The 19,129-nt window shown below is 41.6% G+C and carries 16 protein-coding genes and 2 pseudogenes; 6 read left to right on the top strand and 12 right to left on the bottom strand.

Features of this window, described 5'->3' with window-relative positions; all coding sequences use genetic code 11:
- Nucleotides 1-16: 16 nt before the first annotated feature.
- The 4 genes from F991_RS00445 to F991_RS00425 all read left to right on the top strand — a co-directional run bounded on the left by F991_RS00445 (nt 17) and on the right by F991_RS00425 (nt 4,771).
- The gene (locus F991_RS00445; RefSeq protein WP_004668035.1) at nt 17-2,302 is read left to right on the top strand and encodes a dynamin family protein; all 2,286 of its coding nucleotides are present in this window, start codon (nt 17-19) and stop codon (nt 2,300-2,302) included.
- Nucleotides 2,303-2,926: 624 nt separating this feature from the next.
- On the top strand, nt 2,927-3,151 hold the full coding sequence (locus tag F991_RS00435; RefSeq protein WP_004668032.1) for an antitoxin: 225 nt from the start codon (nt 2,927-2,929) through the stop codon (nt 3,149-3,151).
- Between the two features lie 358 nt (nt 3,152-3,509).
- Nucleotides 3,510-4,097 (top strand): hypothetical protein, encoded by a 588-nt coding sequence (locus F991_RS00430; protein ID WP_004668031.1) that lies wholly within the window; start codon nt 3,510-3,512, stop codon nt 4,095-4,097.
- Between the two features lie 125 nt (nt 4,098-4,222).
- Nucleotides 4,223-4,771: a macro domain-containing protein gene (locus F991_RS00425; RefSeq protein ID WP_034595341.1), complete on the top strand. Its 549-nt coding sequence runs from the start codon at nt 4,223-4,225 to the stop codon at nt 4,769-4,771.
- A 99-nt stretch (nt 4,772-4,870) separates the two neighbouring features.
- Here F991_RS00425 and F991_RS17770 read toward each other — a convergent pair.
- Nucleotides 4,871-4,993, bottom strand: a pseudogene (locus F991_RS17770) (helix-turn-helix domain-containing protein); the annotation flags it as partial.
- 91 nt (nt 4,994-5,084) lie between these two features.
- Here F991_RS17770 and F991_RS16905 point away from each other — a divergent pair.
- A pseudogene (locus F991_RS16905) lies at nt 5,085-5,313 on the top strand (VF530 family DNA-binding protein).
- A gap of 331 nt (nt 5,314-5,644) precedes the next feature.
- On the opposite strand, the gene F991_RS00415 reads toward F991_RS16905, so the two are convergent.
- From F991_RS00415 to F991_RS00380, 8 genes are all read right to left on the bottom strand, one after another.
- Nucleotides 5,645-6,103, bottom strand: coding sequence for a GNAT family N-acetyltransferase (locus F991_RS00415; protein ID WP_004668028.1), 459 nt, complete (start codon nt 6,101-6,103; stop codon nt 5,645-5,647).
- Nucleotides 6,104-6,285: 182 nt separating this feature from the next.
- Complete coding sequence (locus F991_RS00410) at nt 6,286-7,647, bottom strand: MFS transporter (RefSeq protein WP_004668027.1); 1,362 nt, start codon at nt 7,645-7,647, stop codon at nt 6,286-6,288.
- 122 nt (nt 7,648-7,769) lie between these two features.
- Complete coding sequence (locus tag F991_RS00405; protein ID WP_004668026.1) at nt 7,770-8,795, bottom strand: enoyl-CoA hydratase/isomerase family protein; 1,026 nt, start codon at nt 8,793-8,795, stop codon at nt 7,770-7,772.
- Nucleotides 8,796-8,807: 12 nt separating this feature from the next.
- Nucleotides 8,808-9,581, bottom strand: a complete 774-nt coding sequence (locus F991_RS00400; RefSeq protein WP_004668025.1) for an enoyl-CoA hydratase — start codon at nt 9,579-9,581, stop codon at nt 8,808-8,810.
- A 21-nt stretch (nt 9,582-9,602) separates the two neighbouring features.
- A complete protein-coding gene (locus tag F991_RS00395) occupies nt 9,603-10,730 on the bottom strand; it encodes an acyl-CoA dehydrogenase family protein (RefSeq protein ID WP_004668024.1) in 1,128 nt (375 codons plus the stop codon).
- Between the two features lie 11 nt (nt 10,731-10,741).
- Complete coding sequence (locus F991_RS00390; protein WP_004668022.1) at nt 10,742-12,391, bottom strand: AMP-binding protein; 1,650 nt, start codon at nt 12,389-12,391, stop codon at nt 10,742-10,744.
- A 95-nt stretch (nt 12,392-12,486) separates the two neighbouring features.
- Nucleotides 12,487-13,377 carry a 3-hydroxyisobutyrate dehydrogenase gene (gene mmsB, locus F991_RS00385; protein ID WP_004668020.1) on the bottom strand — a complete coding sequence of 297 codons (891 nt, stop codon included), beginning with the start codon at nt 13,375-13,377 and terminating at the stop codon, nt 12,487-12,489.
- 11 nt (nt 13,378-13,388) lie between these two features.
- Nucleotides 13,389-14,906, bottom strand: coding sequence for a CoA-acylating methylmalonate-semialdehyde dehydrogenase (locus tag F991_RS00380; protein ID WP_004668018.1), 1,518 nt, complete (start codon nt 14,904-14,906; stop codon nt 13,389-13,391).
- A 166-nt stretch (nt 14,907-15,072) separates the two neighbouring features.
- Here F991_RS00380 and F991_RS00375 point away from each other — a divergent pair, with 166 nt between their 5' ends.
- Nucleotides 15,073-15,954: a LysR family transcriptional regulator gene (locus F991_RS00375; protein ID WP_004668017.1), complete on the top strand. Its 882-nt coding sequence runs from the start codon at nt 15,073-15,075 to the stop codon at nt 15,952-15,954.
- Between the two features lie 73 nt (nt 15,955-16,027).
- On the opposite strand, the gene F991_RS00370 is transcribed toward F991_RS00375, so the two are convergent.
- From F991_RS00370 to alr, 3 genes are all read right to left on the bottom strand, one after another.
- A complete protein-coding gene (locus tag F991_RS00370) occupies nt 16,028-17,461 on the bottom strand; it encodes an amino acid permease (RefSeq protein WP_004668016.1) in 1,434 nt (477 codons plus the stop codon).
- Between the two features lie 190 nt (nt 17,462-17,651).
- Complete coding sequence (locus F991_RS00365) at nt 17,652-18,011, bottom strand: RidA family protein (RefSeq protein ID WP_004668015.1); 360 nt, start codon at nt 18,009-18,011, stop codon at nt 17,652-17,654.
- Complete coding sequence (alr, locus tag F991_RS00360; protein WP_004668014.1) at nt 17,998-19,125, bottom strand: alanine racemase; 1,128 nt, start codon at nt 19,123-19,125, stop codon at nt 17,998-18,000. The genes F991_RS00365 and alr overlap by 14 nt, the downstream gene beginning before the upstream one ends.
- Nucleotides 19,126-19,129: the final 4 nt, after the last annotated feature.

The following is a 19,129-nucleotide window of genomic DNA, read 5'->3' as shown; positions in this document are numbered from 1 at the left end:
AACATAGGACAAGACAATGCAATCACCTACAATTAAACCATTACTAACTCTTATTCAAAATCATCAATCGTTACTCTTTGCTTCAGATAGTCAAAAATATTTTTCAGAATTGTCTAATATGGCGAAGATGCTAGATATAAATTTGTTAGCTGCTCAGGAAGAAGGTCGAAATTTACGTATCGCAATTGTCGGACAGATGAAAGCAGGAAAATCCTCATTCTTAAATGCTTTATTATTTCCAATCGATGTCCTACCTAAAGCTGCGACTCCGATGACTGCAGCTTTAACTCGTATTGGTTATGCTGAAAAGCCATATGCTGAAATCGAGTTTTATAGTGTTAATGATTGGGATAGTATTAATCAAGCTGCTGAAGAATATCATATTCAATATCGGGCAATTGAACAGCAATTATCCCAAGAAGAACAAGAAAGTATGCCTAAAAGTCTGTTTGGTAATATGAAGAAAATAGTACCAAACAAACCTAAAAATATTGACCCTGCCATTATTCAAAGCCAAATTAGCGAAGAATTTCGCTCTTGTCGTGAGCTAGTTGATATGGCTCATCAACTCAATTTACAACAATATTTAGGTACAAAAAAGCGGATCGAGGCTACGTCATTAGTCGAATTAGCAAATGAGTTAAAAAATTATGTTGGTAGTCAAGGTAAATTTACAGCGATTACTAAAATGTTCTCTATTTACATCAATGATGAACGTTTGCATGGTATAGAGATTTATGACACCCCAGGATTTAATGACCCTGTTATTTCTCGTGGACAACAGACCAGAACATTTTTAGGTCAATGTGATGTCGTGTTTTTATTGTCAATTGTCAGTCAATTTTTAACAGTTTCAGATTTAAGATTATTACGAGAACAATTAACAGCATCGGGTATCGACAGTAAAGCAGTATTTTTAGTGGGTTCGCAGCGTGACTTAGTCTTTCGTATGGATAGACAAATTTTGACTGATGCAAAATTATTAGCTCAACGATATCCTGTTGAAGTCCGCCCCCAAGCCACTATTTCAGCAATGATGCAGTTACTTGATAAAAAAATTCAACAAATGACTGAAACCCAAATCAAGCAACATTTAAACAATCCTGATCTAGATGAAGCTTCTAAATCTCTATTAACGGTCATTCAAAGTACAAAACCCCATTTAATTTCTGCTTTAACGTGGCGAATTGCTGAAGATCTACCAAATTTATCGAGTGAATTGCAGGAACAGTATGATGCGCTGTGTTTTGATACTAGTTTTAATTTTAATGTAGAACAGCTTAAGCAGTTTTCAAATATCATTGAATTACGTCAGGTTATTGAACAGCAAAAAGAACGTAAACAGGAACTAACTCAAGCGAAAGTAGCCTTATTATTAGAAGGTGTGCAACAACGTACTCAAGCGATTCAGCAAGAGGTATTAAAGTTAGTTGATGACAAAATTGACTTATTAGACAATCAAAGTATTGAACAATTAAATGCTCAAAAGCAACTTATTGAAAAAAATATGAAAAATGGGCGTTCTAAACTTGAGTATGCTATTCATCAAGAATCTAAAGCAGTTAATCATCAAGTGCGAGGATTATCCCTACAACTACAATCAGAGCGTCAAGCTTTTCTATCTATCAGTATCTCGGAAGAGAGAAAAATTGAATATGAACAATACGAAAAAAGTGGTTTTTGGTCTGGAGTGGCTAGATTCTTTGGCGTAGGTGGGATTGGAACACGAGAGAAAGTCATTGTTACACCTTATGCTCAGGTTCAGGATAGTATTGAACAGATTGAAACTTTTGGACGTACAGCTGTAGGGCAATTACAACGTAGCTTAAATAGCATTATTGATATGCCTAAACTTAGAAAAAATATCGTGATGGCTGCAATCAACCTATTTGACACCAGTGACCCTGATTTTGATGTGGATTTTTTTAAACTCCAAGTTAGCCAGTGTTTAGAAAGTTATGAACCCCCAAGGCTTAATCTTGATATAAGCCAAGTTGTTGATCGTATTGTGGATAAATTTGGTTTAGGAAAGGTAACCAATAGTGAAATTCAGCAGTTAAAGCAGGCACATCACCAAGCAATCGCTACGCTTTCTGAACATGTTGTGCAATTAACCAAACAGGCTGAACATGACCTTGAGCAGTATTTTGAGAGTATGCAACAAATCTTGGTCAATAAAATTATTGGTGAAATTCAAAATAATTTGCAAGGTTTGATTGAACAGATTGAACAGAAAGAAAATACTTTAGAGAATCTACATCAGTTTAGACTAACACTATCTTCTTTAAATATTACTTCGTAATTCTTGAATTTATATCTAAACTTAATCAGCGTCCAAGTAAAGTAAGAACAGGTGTTCAAGTGTATATAAGAATGCCTGTTCAAATTAATGAGAATATGCAATATGATCCCAAAATAAAGAAAATTCAATATCTCTAGGGAGACGGATTACTGTAAAAAAGTTACTAAAATTTGCATCTTTATTAAAAAAATTATCCAAGTCACTATTCAATAATTTTTAATTATTATTCAAAAACTTATCTATTGTTTTTAATACAAGATTCTTTTGATTTTGATTCAAGTCATTAAAATCGGTATTACCTAGATGTACCAGTTTTTTACTTTCATTTTTTATGAGAGCTGCCTGATGTTTATCTATATTAAGTAGGATCTGGTCTAGGAACCTTTGGGTCAGCGTCATTTAACGTCTCTAAATCTATTAGCTTATTTAATTTCGCTAAAATCAACATAATACACGTTATGCGTAATTTTTTTCATTAAAAATCAATTGTATAATTATATAACAAAAAGCCCAATTACACCAGATTGAGCTTTTTGTATGAATTATTGTTGTGGCATCAATAACTACTTGGACAGTAATGGCATGATATATACCAACGGTGCATATCATGCTGGGAGAATAAAAATGGAAATTACTAAAGTTTTTCAAGCAGGTCGAAGTCAGGCTGTTAGATTGCCCAAAGCATTTCGCTTTAATGGCAACGAAGTTGCTATTAAACATTTTGGTCGTGGTGTCTTGTTACTACCTATCGATAATCCCTGGGACATTATGTTCGAGGCAATTAACGAGTTTGAAGTAGGATTTCAACTGGAACGTGCTGATCAAGGTGAGCAATTGCGTGAGGACTGAATAGCTACCAGTTTTGTAGATATCTTTTAGTTAGTCCAATAATTATCAGAAATTAATAACTATTCAGCTCAGGCATGAGAACAGATCATCACTACAAAATATAAATTTATTTAAGATTGATAACCACATCATACACAGCATGAAGAACGGGGCTGCAGTGTCCACTACCTTATGAAAACAATCTGATTTCAAGCCAATATGTAATTTTTTGTAAAAAACCAGTACGGTCGAGCCTCTTCGAGCCGTTGATAGATTTATTTCTTGTTTTACCAATATAAGTTATTGATATTTATATATTTATTTGATTAAAACTATTCTTCTTGTTATCCTGTTTTTACTTTAAGAACAGGATATAAAAATGTCTGAACTAAATTCAGGTGATTTATTCTTTGAAGAATTACATGACCAAGCTAACCTCGTTCCTGAAACACAGCAAAACACAATTGATCATAAAATCGTAATTGATGAACATATTAAAAGAACAAGCTATGTGATCATTCAGCACTTAAGGAATGTTGTCTCTTTTCAAGATAAGGTAAAGATGCCCTGGGGATATCACTCCAGATTTATTGAGCGTTTGTTACATCCTGAAGATAAGCTGATTTATAAAGGAAAATCCCAGGCGCTATTCAATGACATGAACTTGGCTCGGAGAAAAGAACATATCGTTCCCATGAACTACTTAATGTATGAATTATGGAGGTTGATAGAAGAAGATAACCATACAGATCAGGAACTAAGTAGTCTTCTACAAAGTCATCTGGGGATCGCTTATATTACTCAAGATGAAGCTAAACGACTTGACGGGAAAGAAACAGGTCTAAAATGTGCCATGCCTACAGGATGGCATTTAGGAGTAGATGATCCATTAGATCGATTGAAAGCTATTGGAATTGTTTTATTTAATGATAATGGTCAGGAAGTAAAAACATTAATAAATGTATAAGTAATTGAAATTTTTTTAAATAATACTGTATTAAATGACCTAAACTGAAAAATAGATATGCTTCTATCTATATTAAAAAGGACATTTTTTAACCTTTAAAGATTCTGACCGTTAATACTATGAAAATGAAAAAAGTCAGCCTTTTGCATGGCGACATCACCACTCTACCGGTAGATGCTTTGGTTAATTCTGCCAATAAATCTCTGCTAGGTGGTGGTGGGCTTGACTATGTCATTCATAAAAAAGCAGGCGTTTTGATGAAAAATGCCTGTATCGAGCTTAACAAAGCAAAAGGTGGGTGCAAAACTGGTTCTGCAGAGGTGACTATTGCTGGCGATCTACCAGCAAAATTTGTCATTCATGCAGTAGGTCCTCGATGGTTAGACGGAACTAAGGATGAACCTCAATTGCTCTGCGATACCTATAGTAATGCACTACTTAGAGCTGAAAAAATCACAGCAAAAACCGTTTCTTTTCCAAACATTTCCACAGGAATTTATTCTTTTCCACCGCAACTTGCTGCTGAAATTGCGATAGGAACTGTTTTATCAACCTTGATGACATATAGAACAGTAGAACATGTTTTCTTCGTTTCTAAGGAAAGAGAACATTATGAAACGTACAGGAATATACTGCTGCAACTAGAAGATCCCCATATCGATATTTTGCTTTAAACAATCAAGGCAACTTTAGAGTTTTTACCGCATTCAATACTATCTGCTTTCATTTTAATTGGCTAATGACCAAAGCTCATTAACGCTAGTTCTAATAATTTAGTCTATGAATTTTAAATATCGGTAAACAGCCTGCCGGCTGATACCAAACGCTTTTGCCAGATCAGCTTTGGATGAATACTTCCCTTCTTTCCAGGCTTGTTGTAACGCTTTGGCCTGATCAGTGGACTGCCACCACTCTCCTAGACAAATTTCGTCTATTCTTGGACTGCCACCACTTTCCTTACCAAATAGATTGATCCAATATGAAAACATCAAAGACCCCTTACACGGCAAAAAGCTTGCTGATATTTTGGATGAGTTGCTAGATTACTATAGTGGCTTTGAAGGCTTGAATCGTAAAATTGAAATTAGATGCTTTTGGCATAGACCCAAGTTTTAAATCATCATTACGATTCTTGCGTACCACACCATAAGCACGTGAAAAAGTAGAAAGCTTATATTTGTACGTCTTACGCCAAAAGGCAAAACAGAAACCGTAGACCCAGGCACCCCCTCTCTCATCATAAAATTATACCAGTCAGTAAAATACCTTTAGATTAAGCATTTCTATGTTGGTTATTATTGTTGATTACTATATTGCAATTAGTGACCAAAAATCAAAGTACCCTACCCTACCTTAAATTACACCACACAAAATAAAAACCCTATATAACTGTTATATATAGGGTTTATTAAAATACAAATTATGTTATTTAGTGTATTTTATGTCGGTGACTCTTGCCAAGGTTGGGGTCGGGAGTTCGAGTCTCCTTTCCCGCTCCAGATTCAAAAAAAGCCCTAGTCGAAAGATTAGGGCTTTTTTCTTATCTTTTAAGCAAGATTGCCAGCTAGCCTTAATTGCATTTTAAAGCCGACTAACTTTTCGTATTCGTAGATCTCGTCCAAAATAATAAAGTTTTTACGCTCATAAAATTTTTTCGCAGTGAGTGTTGATTCAAGCGTAATTTTATCGAGTTGGTGAGAAAGAGAAATGATGAAATCAATCATTGCACTTCCGATGCCATCGCCTTGATAATCAGGCAAAACATAATTTAGAAGGATGACTCCACCTTTAGACATCAAAATAAAACCTACAATCTTATTGTCCTTTTTATACACATACGAATAAGAGTTGTTTATCCAGTGAATAATATTTTCTTCAGTTTTATTTGATAACCATTCATCAATAACATTTTGATTACCTTGATGATCTAGAGAGCAAGACACTATACTTTTTTTGATAACATTTAAGATTACTTTTGCATCTTGCTGTTGAGCAATTTCAATCATATTCAAACCTCAAAACAACGATTAGCAATAAATGGTAGTTCTATAGATTATCATCTAGCATAATTTATGTCCGTGACTATAGCTAAAGTTAGATTGGGTGTTCGAGTCTTCTTTCCCGCTCCAGATTCAAGAAAAGCCCTAGTCGAAAGATTAGGGCTTTTTTCTGTCTATACATCTATTCGCTATGATTGTTCAGTGATTTTGGTTTTCAAATCTAAATCTTCTGATTGCATATACGCACCATCCGCTCGATAAACTCGATCTCGTGGCATAAAGGTAGTGGCGACAATCGCCACCAGCGCCATCGAGCCAATATAAATCATAATCAGATAAGGATTCCCACCTCCGACGCTCAATAATTTAGTGGCGATTAATGGTGCGATTCCCCCACCCAATACGCCTGCTAATTGCACTGAGATCGAGATACCACTGTAACGAATTTCAGCAGGGAACTGACGTGCAAATAGTTGTGCTTGTGGTGCGTACATAATCGGGAAAACCACACCGATTGCCAAAACAATCGCAGTCCAGACCAATACAGGATCTTTGGTGTTTAACATACTAAAGAATGGATAGCTAAACAGTGCCAACACACATAAGCCAAACATAAACATATTGCGCTGACCAACTTTATCTGACAAGTGTCCACACAGCGGTGTCATAAACAAAATCACCGCTGCACCACAGATGGTGGCAAATAAAATATCTTGTCGTGGAATCCCCAATTGTGCAGTGGTGTAGGCCAAAGTAAAAGTGGAGGCAATATAAAACCATGCGTTTTCAGCGGCACGCGCCACGATAATGGTAATGAGTTGTTTAGGATGACGCTTAAACACTTGTAATGCAGGGACTTTGACTTGTTCGGCTTGCTGTTTTACTTTTTCAAAATCAGGTGATTCAGGCACTTTGACACGGATATACCACCCCACACCGAGTAAAACAATGCTCGCTAGGAAAGGAATACGCCATCCCCAACTAAACAATGCTGGTTCAGGAAGCAAGGACACAAGCCCAAGTGCAATCGAGGCCAGCATCAAACCACCACCGGTACTGGCTTGAGGCAAACTGCCCCAAAAACCCTTTTTGCCTTCAGGTGCATGTTCAACTGCCATGAGCACTGCACCGCCCCACTCGCCACCCATCGCCATACCTTGAACAAAGCGTAAGATCACCAAGCAGACCGCAGCCCAATAACCTATTGTTTCATAAGTCGGTAACAGCCCGATCAGAATCGTTGGAATACCCATGAGCATCAAGGTCAGTAACAACATGGATTTACGACCGATCTTGTCACCAAAATGTCCGAACACTAAACCACCTAACGGTCGTCCAATGAAACCAACGGCATAAGTACCAAATGCTGCCAACACACCTGTCAGTGGATCAAGATTTGGAAAAAATAACTTATTAAAAATCAGCGCTGCTGCCGCGCCATAAATAAAAAAGTCATACCACTCAATGGTGGTACCGACCATGCTAGAAATCCCAGCCAATCGATGTGACGACTTTTTAGGGGCTGAACCGTTTCCATTTGCTGTTTGCATCACAATTTTCCTTTCTTGGATCTTCTTGTTTTTGCGTTTTGATGCTTATGGGCAACCCTGACCATAAGCATTTCAAATCCCGCTGTCTTTCTGTGCACTTTTTTATTTTTTTTATAATGTGTTTAGCCAAGTTTTTCTAAAATTTGCTCCAGTTCAGTGTTGGCTTTCTTCCATTGAGGTTGTTTGTCTTTATCAACAATCAGCGCACGTACCCCTTCAATAAAGTCACCATGCTCAAACCAAATATCCTGCAAATCACGCTCAAGTTGCATACATTGCTCTAATGAAAGACCACGCCCTAAATGTTGCAGTTTTAAACTGGTTTGTTTGGCGACAAAAGAACGTTGTTGCAGAAGATGGAGCATTTTGTTTGCCCACGGTTGTAGCTGCTCGTCTTGTTCATTCGCAAGGCTCTGCTCAATCTCATCCAAATGTTGAAAACCAAAATGTTTACGAATCGCTGCCGCCAATTGCTTTAATTCACTTTCAACAGGACGCGTAATAAAACGGCTGACAATTTGTTCTATATATTCTTTACTCAAATCTGACGCATCGATCAGTGCATCTTGTAGCGCTTGTAACTTCTCGCTCGGTACGTGATAGTCAATCAAATCAAGATAAAGGGCATCACTGCTGCTGATTTGCTCGCCCGTGATCGCCATATACACGCCAATATCATCCAGTCTGGACAGGAAATGCGTTGCCCCAACATCTGGGAAAAAACCAATCACAGTTTCAGGCATCGCGAAACGAGATTTTTCGCTACTCACAATAATGTGACAGGCTTGTGCGAGACCAAAACCACCACCCAGCACATAACCATCCAACAACACCATGACCGGTTTTTCATATTCACGTATGGTGGTGAGCATTTTATATTCAGCACTAAAATAACCTTGATGATCGGTTGTTCCCTGTTTATAGCTGTCATACAGATAGCGAATATCACCACCTGCACAAAAAGCTTTTGGGCTATTCGATTTGATCAAAACCGCTTGGATAGAATCATCATCTCGCCAAAGTTCGAGCTGGCTACGGATGCCTTCAATCATCTCTAGCGACAAAGCATTCAGATGGGTCACTCGATCCAAGCTGATCATGCCAAGACCACCTTGTTGCTCAATCATTAAGTGATTTTCTTTGTTCATTTTGTTGATCTCTTATTGATTTTTAAAATTAGCTTGCCGTTTTTCTACAAACGCCTGCATGCCTTCTTTTTGATCCACAGTGGCAAAAATAGAATGGAACATGCGTCGTTCAAAACGTAAACCCTCGGTCAAATTGACTTCGAAAGCACGATTAATGGTTTCTTTCAACATCATATTGGCGGTAAGTGATCGTGCCGCAATTTGTTCAGCAGCTTGTAGGGTTTGTTCGAGTAGGTCGTCTTTGTTGAATACACGTGCAACTAAACCACTTAGCTCAGCTTCAACTGCCCCCATTTGTCGTGCAGTCAAACACATTTCCATGGCTTTGGCTTTACCAATCGCATGGGTTAAACGTTGTGTACCACCGATCCCTGGAATCACGCCCAAAGTCACTTCAGGTAAACCAAACTTGGCATTGTCAGCGCAGTAGATAAAGTCACACATCAGTGCCAATTCACAACCACCACCCAAAGCATAGCCACTCACCGCAGCAATCAAAGGCTTACGGCGCTGTGCGATACGATCAGCAAGGTGGAAAAAGTCATCAAAATAAATATCAGGAAAGTTCAGCTCTGCCATTTCCTTAATATCCGCACCTGCTGCAAAGGCTTTTTCAGAGCCCGCTAACACGATACACCCAATCTCACGATCTTTTTCCAGTTGATCGAGGGCTTGATTCACTTCACTGATCAATTTACTGTTTAGCGCATTCAACGCTTTGGGACGATTGAGGGTAATTAACCCGACACCATTACGCTTTTCCAATAAAATAGTTTGCCACTGCATCATTCATTCCTTGTTTGAGTTTTATAGGCTACGTGCGATCACTAAACGCTGAATGTCGCTGGTGCCTTCATAAATCTGACAAATTCGTGCATCACGATAGATACGCTCAATCGGAAAATCTTTGAGATAGCCATAGCCACCAAAGACTTGTAGCGCATTTGAGCAAACGCGCTCCGTCATTTCCGAGGCAAACAGTTTCGCCATGGATGCTTCATTCAAACAGGGTTGGCCTGCTTCTTTCAGACGTGCGGCATAGTGCACCAACTGTCGTGCTGCCTCGATTTCGGTGGCCATGCTGGCCAAGCGAAAGGCAATCGCTTGATGCTCAAAAATCGGTTTGCCAAAAGTCAGACGTTCTTTGGCATAACGCGTTGCTTCTTCTAGTGCCGCTCGTGCTAAACCCACCGCTTGTGCAGCAATACCAATACGACCACCTTCCAAGTTCGCGAGTGCAATTTTTAGACCTTCACCTTCTTTGCCCAGCATCAAACTTTTGTGCACACGAACATCAGTCAGGGCGATCTGACAGGTATCCGAAGCATGTAAACCTAATTTCTCTTCGACACGAATAACTTCATAACCTGGCGTATCGCGCGGTACTAAAAAGGCACTGATCCCTTTTTTGCCTGCACTCGGATCAGTAACCGCAAACACAATAATCACCCCAGCATTATGACCCGAGGTAATAAACTGTTTCGCACCATTGAGGATGTAATCATCGCCATCTTTGACCGCGCGGGTTTTAAGCGCAGCAGCATCCGAACCAGTATGTGGTTCAGTTAGAGCAAATGCACCGATCATTTCACCTTGTGCTAAGGGCTTCAAAAAACGTTGTTTTTGCTCGTCATTGCCAAATTTTAAAATCGGCACACAACCCACCGAGTTATGCACGCTCATAATGGTCGAGGTCGCACCATCTGCTGCTGCGACTTCTTCCAGTGCCAGTACATAGGCGAGATTGCCAGTATCTGAACCACCCCATTGCTCTGGTACTAACATGCCCATAAAGCCGAGCTGCCCCATTTGCGCCAAAGCTGTTTTGGGAAAGGTGCCGTCTCGATCCCAATCACTGGCATACGGTCTGATTTGTTCTTGGGCGAAGCTTTTCGCCATGTCACGAATGAGTAATTGTTCTTCGGTCAATTGCATATTTTCGTCCTTTAACCTGCTTTCGCTTGTTGTTTCGCAATTTCCTGATTACGTAATAAAAAACGTTGAATTTTGCCACTTGGTGTTTTCGGTAACTCAGTTACAAACTCAACCAGACGTGGATAGGCATGCGCAGAAAGACGTTTTTTAACAAATTGGCTCAATTCTTCAATCAGCACACTTGAAGGCTGAACGCCTGCCGCTAAAATCACAAAGGCTTTGACCAATTCAGTCCGATCTGGATCAGGTACACCAACCACGGCGGCTTCGATCACAGCATCATGTTCGAGCAACGCACTTTCGACATCAAAGGGTCCAATTCGATAGCCTGATGTGGTGATCACATCATCACTTCGCCCAACAAAACTCATGCTCCCATCGGCATGTAATTCAGCAGTATCACCCGTCAAATAGTAATGACCGACAAAAGGCGATTTACGACTTTCCTTGTAGCCACCAAACCACATCATCGGTGATTGGCTGATATCCACTGCTAATATTCCAGCGGTGTCTGGTGGGAGTTCTTCGCCTTGTTCATTGACCACCGCAACGCGATAACCCGGACTTGGGAAACCTGCCGCACCTGCACGAATTACATGACTTAGACCGTGATGGTTACACACCACCATACCCACTTCAGTTTGCCCATAATGATCATAAATCGGTGCATCAAGTACCTGTTTAAACCATCGAATCACTTCTGGATTGAGCGGCTCACCTGCACTACTGACCACACGGAATTGACCTTTTAACACTGCCATTTGTGCTGGATCAGCAGCCATCATCATACGATAGGCCGTTGGTGCACCTGCTAAGTTGGTGATCTGATAATCTTTGACGATTTGACACAGACTGTCGGTGCTAAAAGCGCCTTCATAAAACAAAGTGGCATGACCCAAGAATAACGGCCCAGTAATCGCGTAATACAAACCATAAGCCCAACCCGGATCGGCAATATTCCAAAAGGCATCGTCTTCAGTTAAGCCAATCGCATCTTGCATATATCGTCCAAAAGCAATTAAGGCTTTTAGTGGTACTTCGAGTGGCTTGGCAGGTCCAGTTGTGCCTGAAGTAAACATGAGTAAGAACGGGTCTTGGATATTGCGCATGACCAATTCACATTGATCAGAGTGCTGATTCAGCTCATTCCAAAAGTTAAAATCACCCACTGTAAGTGCTGTGCCGTCAGCATCAGCAACCGTCACAATCGCAGGACATTGCTCAATCTCATCCAGCTTGCTACGGTTGCCCACATCGGTCACCACCAACTTACTTTGTGCAAGCTGAATACGATGTTCAATGGCTTTCGGCCCAAAAGCCGTAAACAGTGGTTGATATACGGCTCCAATTCGCCATGCGGCTAAAATCGTCACGATCAGTTCAGGCGTTCTTGGCAATAATCCCGAAATACGATCGCCCGCCTGTACGCCTTGTGATTTTAAAAAGTTGGCAAATTGACTGGACCACTGTTGTAATTGAGCAAAGGTGTATTGCTCCTTGCGCCCATCTTTGCCTTGCCAATACAAGGCCACTTTTTCACCGTCTACATGTCGGTCACAACACTCATAACACGCATTCAGTGCATCTAATGAACCTGACAGCATGTGTTGAGCTGTGCTTTCTAAATCAAAAGCTTGTGCCACATCTTTATAATTTAACATCTCTATTCCCTCAGTCTGGATTTGTAGTTATTCACGACAGAGTTTCATGATTCAAAGCCATCCTATGGCTTCGTGCCTACAATAATGCTTGGTACTTAGACTTCTTCTGGAAGGTACTGCTGGATAATGCTAGAGAAATCAAGGTGAGCATTACCACGCATACACATTTGCTGATATAGCTGTTGCACCATGCCGCCCAACAAAATCGGCTGTTTAACCTGCCCTGCCGCTTCGACTGCGAGACCTAAATCTTTCAGCATCAGCTGTGTCGCGAAACCATCTTGATAACCACGAGAGGCGGGTGCATTCTCATTGATGTGTGGCCACGGGTTACAGACCTCTGAACTCCAGCAACGACCACTTGAAGTATTGACCACACCTGCTAATGCTTGTGGATCAATCCCCAGTTTCGCACCCAATGCCATGCCCTCTGCCACAGCAGCCATCGAGATCCCGAGAATTAAGTTATTGCAAATCTTGGCAATTTGTCCTGCGCCAACATCGCCACAATGAATGACATTTTTGCCCATGTGACTGAGTACAGGTTTAACTTCCTCAAAGGTCTGATCATTGGCACCCACCATAAACGTTAAGGTACCCGCTTGCGCGCCAATGGTGCCCCCTGAAACAGGTGCATCACAGATGTGAATATTTTTACTTTGCGCAAGCGCAGCGATGTCTTTAATGGTTTGTGGGTCAATGGTACTGCTGTCTATACACAAAGCACCTGCTTTCAAGACCTCCAACACACCATCTTCACCGAGATAAACCTCTTTGACATGCTTAGCTGCTGGTAACATGGTGATCACCACATCCGCTTGTTGCGCTGCTGCTTGTGGACTGTCACAGACCACACCACCTGCCTCAGCGAAGTGCTGATTTGCCACGTCACTGAGATCATAACCATAGACTGTAAGTCCTGCTTTAAGCAGGTTATGGGCCATTCTGCCGCCCATATTTCCGAGACCGATAAAGGCGATATTCATCCGTGATCCCCTTAACGTAAACTAATGGTGGTGTTTACACTGCCCACTTCGTGGCTGTCTTCAAACCAACGACTGGTAATGGTTTTGGTTTGGGTATAGAACTGCACGGCCTGCTTGCCGTATGGTCCCAAATCGCCCAGTTTTGAACCACGCGAACCTGTGAAGCTAAAGAATGGCACAGGTACAGGAATTGGAATATTGATCCCAACTTGACCAATATCAATTAAGTTTTGGAAAGTGCGGGCTATCGCACCGCTTTGAGTAAATAAACCGACACCGTTGCCAAATGGATTGGCATTGATCAGCTCAATCGCTTGCTCCAAAGTGTCTACAGCAATAATTGCGAGCACTGGTCCAAAGATTTCTTCTTTATAAATGCGCATATCAGTGGTCACGCCATTAAAAATGGTCGCACCAACAAAGTTACCTGATTCATAACCTTTAACTTGCACATCACGGCCATCAAGCAACAGCGCTGCGCCTTGCTCGACACCGCTATTAATCAAGTCAATCACGCGTGCTTTGGCGCGTTGAGAAATCACAGGTCCGATATCTGTATTCAGCTCATGCCCCGCATTCACAGTTAAAGTTTTGGCTTTTTCAACTAGCTCTTGAACCCATTGCTTACTCTCACCGACCATCACGGCAACAGACAACGCCATACAACGCTGTCCGGCTGCACCGAAAGCCGCACCAACCAAGGCATTGAGGGTTTGTTCTTTGTTCGCATCTGGCATCACCACCACATGGTTTTTCGCACCCATCATCGATTGCACACGTTTGCCATGTTGTCCTGCGAGGTTATAGACATGGGTCCCCACCGCAGTTGAACCGACAAATGAAATCGCTTTAATATGATGATGCGTGCAGAGACGATCCACCACTTCTTTGCCGCCATGTACCACATTCAGTACACCTGCTGGCACACCTGCCTGAATCGCAAGTTCAACCAACATCATGGTGCTTAAAGGATCTTGTTCAGATGGTTTCAATACAAAGGTATTGCCACAGACGATTGCCATTGGGAACATCCACAATGGAATCATGGCTGGGAAGTTAAATGGGGTAATACCTGCACAAACCCCTAACGGTTGTTGCAAGGTATAAGTATCAACCCCACGTGCCACACCTTCGATGTACTCACCCATTTGCAGTGTACCGACAGAACAGGCATGCTCAACCACTTCTAAACCACGTTGAATATCACCTTCGGCATCTGCTAAAGTTTTACCCTGTTCAGCGGTAAGCACCTGTGCAATTTCTTTCATGTTGGCACGAATCAAATCTTGCAACTTGAGCATGATACGCATACGTGCCTGAATCGGGGTTTGACGCCAAGTCGCAAAAGCATCTTGTGCAGCTTGAATGGCAGCATCCACTTCCTGAATCGTCGCAAAAGGCACACGACCAATCACTTCCTGAGTTGCAGGATTGACGATGTCTTGCCATTGCTGTGTTTCAGATTCGATGAATTGTCCGTTAATGAGTAATTTAGCAGTTTCCAATTCGATTTTTTGGATTGTATTCATAACCTCTCCATAGGCACTATTTTTATTGTGTTCAGATGTTCGAAAATAACGATTCGTCGTATTTTCTTTTTTTAACCATTGGTTGAGACTAGCAAACAAATCTTTGACCACCAACGCAAATTAATGCACGATTGGTGTGCAAATATGCACAAGGGATACAATAACAATGAAAGTGGATTGGGATCATCTGCAATTTTTTCTGGTTCTGGCACGAACCAAGACCTTGACCAGTGCTGCACGTATTATTGGTGTCGAACACAGTACCGTGGCACGGCGTATTCAGGCTTTGGAACAGGCTTTAGGCACCACACTCTTTAAACGTGAAGCCACTGGCTATGAATTGACCTTTGAGGGTTTGGCGCTTGTTCCGCAGGTTGAACAAATGGAACAAGCCTTCTTACAAATCGAAAAACCACATCAACCGCTGCAAGGTCGTGTGCGAATTGGCACACCTGAAGGCTTTGGTACGGCATTCCTTGCACGTTTATTGGCAGAATTTTCGATTCGATATCCACTGCTGACCATTGACCTCATTCCTGTACCGAAAATGATTAAGCTTTCACATCGTGAAGCCGATATCGTGGTATCGATTGAGCGCCCGACCTCTGGCCCTTATATCATCACGCGCTTATCAGATTACTGTTTAAAAATTTATGGCAGCAAAAATTATCTATCGCAAAACCCACCGATTCGTCGGCTGGAAGATTTAACCCAACATCGTTTTGTAAACTACATTGATGATCTGGTGTATAGCCCGGAATTGTATTGCCTAGAACGCTTACCCCTAAAACTGAATGCGAACTTTCGCAGTAGCAGTATTTTGGCGCAACAAATTGCGGTGAGTGCAGGTGCAGGGTTGGCGATTTTACCCAAATTTTTGGCAGACGACAAAGCTGAGCTTGAAGAAGTTTTAGAGCAACAGGTTCGCTTTAACCATACCTTTTGGATGCTGACTTTTGTTGATTTACAGCATGAACCACGAATTAAACTGGTTTGGGATTATTTGCGTAAACAAGCTGATCAATATCAGCATTTGCTCATTGATTAACGATTTAAATGGCAGATAAAAAAAGAGCCAATCCTTTAGGATCAGCTCTTTTAGGTATCGTTTGATACCTAAATTATGCCAACTCTCGTTGCAGTTTTCGCATCCGTGGTTTGTACACGAACTGGTAGGTCACAGCTAAAATCAGCAACCAAACTGGACTGACATAGAGTGCTTTTAAAGTATCTGGTTCAAGTGCCAAAATCACCAAGGCAAACAGCAAGAATACAATCACCAGATAAGACATCCAAACCCCACCCGGCATTTTAAAATTCGATTGCAAGTGTAACTCAGGGCGTAATTTACGGTAGCGGATATAGCACACCATAATCAGGCTCCAAACACTGATAAATAAAATCACACACAGTGCGCTCGCCAAAGTAAAGGCTTCCAGCGTATTCGGCACAAAGTACTGTAGCACCGCACCGCCCATGATAAAAACACAAGAGAAAAATAAGCCATTGGCAGGTACGGCTTTTTTCGACAATCGCCCTAATGCCGCAGGCGCTTGACCATCTTTAGATAAACCAAACAACATCCGACTGGTCGAGAACACGCCACTATTCATGGATGACATCACTGACGAGAGCACCACTAAATTCATAATAATCGCAGAGGTGACAATCCCTGCATTCATAAATAACTCCACGAATGGGCTTTTATCCGCACGGATACTGTCCCACGGCGTGACCGCCATCACCACCAACAATGCCAAGACATAGAACAAGATGATCCGAATCGGAATCGCATTAATGGCTTTCGGGAGATTCTTATGCGGATCTTTGGTTTCAGCCGCAGTGGTACCAACCAGTTCCACCCCAACAAAGGCAAAAACTGCAATTTGGAAACCCGCTAAAAAGCCATCCAAACCTTTGGGGAACATGCCACCATGTGACCAGACATTGCTTAACGATGCCACAGCACCTTCAGGCGCTTGGAAATGACTAAAAATCATATAACCGCCGACACCAATCAAGCCAATAATCGCGAGGATCTTAATCAAGGCAAACCAAAACTCGATCTCACCAAATAAGCGTACGGTCAGCAAGTTAAGACCTAGTACAAACAGCACACAACCTGCACTAATCAAGGCCTGACCCATTGGCGTAAATGACACCCCATCTGGTAGCCAGAAACCCAGATAATTGATCACCGCAGCTAGATCTGCAATCCCAACCAGCACCCAACCGAGCCAATAGGTCCAACCGATGTAATACCCTGCCCATGGTCCAATCAGATCATGTGCCATATCTACGAAAGATTTATACTGTAAATTGGCAAGCAATAACTCACCAAGTCCCCGCATCAAAAAAAAGAACATGGTCCCGATGATGATGTAAATAAAGAGAATCGAGGGACCTGCCAGAGAAATGGTTTTGCCTGAACCCATAAATAGTCCAGTGCCGATCGCACCACCAATGGCAATCATTTGTAAATGACGATTGGAAAGCTTGCGTTGTAAATCGTTTGGTGCGTGTTGATCTTCTGAATGCTGTTGCGTAACCGTCATAAAAAGTTCCCTTTTTCTTATTCCTGTATGAGCCAGCCTTTTTATTTTGTTGCGTTGATTCACGCTCTGTTAAAATGGCTGGCGCATATTCATTGCAAGAAAATACGCATCTGCTGCTGTTTTATCTACAATAAATACGTTACTTTTCATCTTTTTTAATATTATTTAAGCAAAACGATCGCTGTTTGCTTTATTTTTGTGCTGCAATCACTGCAATTTCAATCAGCCAGTTCGGATTGACCAAATCGGCTTGAATCGTGGCACGCGACGGTGTGACACAACCTTTTAACCAATCCACATAGATCGCATTGACCGTTGGAAAATCTGAGAGATCTTTTAAAAACAGTTGAACCGACAATAAGCGTGATTTATCGGTATTTGCCGAAGCCAAGAGCTGCTCAATCGTCGCCAGAATGTCTCGCGTTTGTCCTTCAATATCGAGGTCTGGATTTTTAGGCACTTGTCCTGATAAATATACCACCTTGTTAAAAACAGTGACGGCACTCATGACTTCGGTCGAGTTGATTTTCTGAATATCAGAATGTGACATGATGATTTCCTTCGTCTTGATTGATAAATTTGACACGTGCGGTCACCCCACACATCAGTTCATAACCGACGGTGCCTGAGGCTGCTGCAACATCATCAATGGGTAAAATACTTCCTGTTTTTGAGGTCCCCCAAAGCACAACTTCACTGCCAATCACAGCATTTGGGATGGGCGTTAAATCGACAGCCAACATATCCATGCTGACTCGACCAATGGTGTGGGTACGAATACCATCCACTAAAATCGGTGTGCCTGTCGGCGAAATACGTTGATAACCATCGGCATAACCACAGGCGACGATGCCTATGCTCATCGGCTGTTCTGCAACAAAACTTGAGCCATAACCGACGCTTTGATGGGCATTTAATTGTTGTATTGCAATAATTTCACTGCGTAGACTCATGCTTGGGGCGAGTCCCCAATCTTGAATCGTGTGTTTTGGATAATCAGGCGAACTGCCGTAGAGCATAATGCCAGCACGGACATAATCAGATTGCAGTTGAGTGGCGTATCTGAGGATGGCGGCACTATTGCTGATCGATCTTTCACCGGGCATATCTTGAATATTGCTCTCGAATTCGGTCAGTTGATAATCCACCCCGACTTGACCGAATCGCTCTCCATCCGCATCAGAAAAATGCATCATATGGGTGACTTTTGCGACATTACTCAGACGCTGAAGATGTCGCCAAACTTGACGATATTGTTGTGGCTTGAAGCCTAAACGGTTCATCCCACTGTTCATTTTTAGGAAAATATCGAACTGGGCAGGATAGATATGTTGTTGTAACCATTCTACTTGTTGTTCATTATGAATGGTGAAACTGAGTTGATATTGCGCGCAGTCAAACAAGTCTTGGGGTGAAAAAATGCCTTCAAGCAACAGAATCGGTCCTGACCACCCCAATGCGCGTAAACGTTTGGCTTCATCAATATCGAGTAAGGCGAAGCCATCCGCTGTTTTAAAAGCATCGTAGACACGTTCGATTCCATGTCCGTAAGCATTGGCTTTCACCACAGCAAAGACCTTGCTATTCGGCACAGATTGCCGAACACGCTCAAGATTTTGGCGTAATGCTTGACTGTGAATCACCGCAGTTATTGGACGAGGCATGATT

This window comes from Acinetobacter sp. CIP-A165 (assembly GCF_000367985.1).
Classification (GTDB): Bacteria; Pseudomonadota; Gammaproteobacteria; order Pseudomonadales; family Moraxellaceae; genus Acinetobacter.
This window is presented reverse-complemented; position numbering and strand designations above follow the sequence as displayed.